Raw genomic sequence first — 1,689 nt, forward strand, 5'->3', positions numbered from 1 at the left:
GGCAAACGCGGGGACCTAAAACCCCCGAGTTCCAGAGGCATTGCCGCCGAGTAGGTATTTGCGCCACTGGCACTGACAAGGCCACGTTTTCCACGTATAAGCAGGTCCGAAATTCACATGAATGGATCTGACGGGCTTGAAAAAGATTGATGTTCTTGTCATCGGGGCGGGTGCGGCCGGCCTGATGTGCGCGATTGAAGCAGGAAAACGCGGAAGAACCGTTGTGGTGGTTGATCATTCGACCAAACCGGCGGAAAAAATCCGCATTTCCGGTGGTGGGCGCTGCAACTTTACCAATATCCACACCAGCCCGGAAAACTTCATTTCCGAAAACAAGCGGTTCTGTGTTTCAGCGCTTAAACGCTATACCCAGCAAGATTTCATTGATCTGGTGAACCGGCACAATATCGCCTGGCATGAAAAGACACTCGGCCAGCTTTTCTGCGATGAATCGTCCTTTCAGATCATCGATATGTTGCTTGATGAATGCGATGCTGCCGATGTGACGATCAAGCTTAACACCGAGATTTCCAACATCATAAAGCGCGATGATGGCGGCTTTGATGTCACCACGCGCACCGGCGCACAATGGACATGTTCATCGCTGGTTGTCGCATGTGGCGGCCTGTCGATCCCGAAAATCGGTGCGACCGGCTTTGGCTATCAGATCGCACGTCAGTTCGGCATCAATGTCATTCCGACCCGTGCCGCACTTGTCCCGTTTGTTTTCGATCCGGATCTGCGTGCGCGTACCGGTGAACTTTCGGGCATATCCGTTGATGCCATCGTTCAATGCAATAAAAAGCAATTCCGCGAAGGTTTGCTGTTCACCCATCGTGGTCTCTCCGGCCCGTCGATCCTGCAGATTTCATCCTATTGGAACGAGGGCGACAGCATAACGGTGAACCTTAACCCGGAAGAAGATGCGTTCGATCTTTTGAAAACTGCCAAAGGTGAAAACCCGAAACAGGCGGTGCACACGGTTCTGTCACGCATATTGCCAAACCGCCTTGCCCAGATGATTGCCGCCACCCATGGCCTTGATCGCCCGATTGGCGAAACCGGTGACAAGGCACTGCGCAAATTGGCGATGGATGTCAATCAATGGGCCCTGACACCAAGCGGCACCGAGGGGTATCGAACGGCCGAGGTCACGGTTGGCGGTGTCGACACCAATGCCCTGTCATCGAAAACCATGGAAGCACGTGACGTACCCGGCCTTTATTTCATTGGTGAAGTGGTTGATGTCACGGGCCATCTTGGCGGCTTCAATTTCCAGTGGGCATGGTCATCGGGCTGGTCTGCCGGACAGGTGGTTTAAACTGCCCTTCCGAACCCGCCTGATGCACTGATTGAATTCAGTGCGGGAACAAACAAGAAAACCAATCGTTTGAGTTGTAAGCGCGGTACAGATACCGCAGCAACAAATGTGAGGTTGGAACATGCTTGAATATGGTGGAATTATCGGACTTCTCGTCCTGATTGCCGATATCTGGGCAATCGTGAATATCATGGGCAGCGGTGCAAGCACCGGTGCAAAAGTATTGTGGACAGTACTTGTTGTTGTCCTGCCGGTCCTTGGCCTGATTATCTGGTTCTTTGCTGGCCCGCGCAGCGGACGCGCGACCGCTTAAAACCGGTTAAATCATTTCCCTCAATGACGAAAAAGGCCGACAGGAAACTGTCGGC

Annotated in this window: 2 protein-coding genes; both read left to right on the forward strand. The window is 52.9% G+C overall.

From position 1 onward, the window contains the following. Positions 1 to 136 precede the first annotated feature (136 nt). Positions 137 to 1,321 (forward strand): NAD(P)/FAD-dependent oxidoreductase, encoded by a 1,185-nt coding sequence (locus B3Z49_RS03700; protein ID WP_296988311.1) that lies wholly within the window; start codon positions 137 to 139, stop codon positions 1,319 to 1,321. 121 nt (positions 1,322 to 1,442) lie between these two features. Next, positions 1,443 to 1,634 (forward strand): PLDc N-terminal domain-containing protein, encoded by a 192-nt coding sequence (locus B3Z49_RS03705; protein ID WP_008889714.1) that lies wholly within the window; start codon positions 1,443 to 1,445, stop codon positions 1,632 to 1,634. Positions 1,635 to 1,689 lie beyond the last annotated feature (55 nt).

It is taken from the genome of Thalassospira sp. UBA1131 (assembly GCF_002311515.1).
Lineage (GTDB): Bacteria > Pseudomonadota > Alphaproteobacteria > Rhodospirillales > Thalassospiraceae > Thalassospira.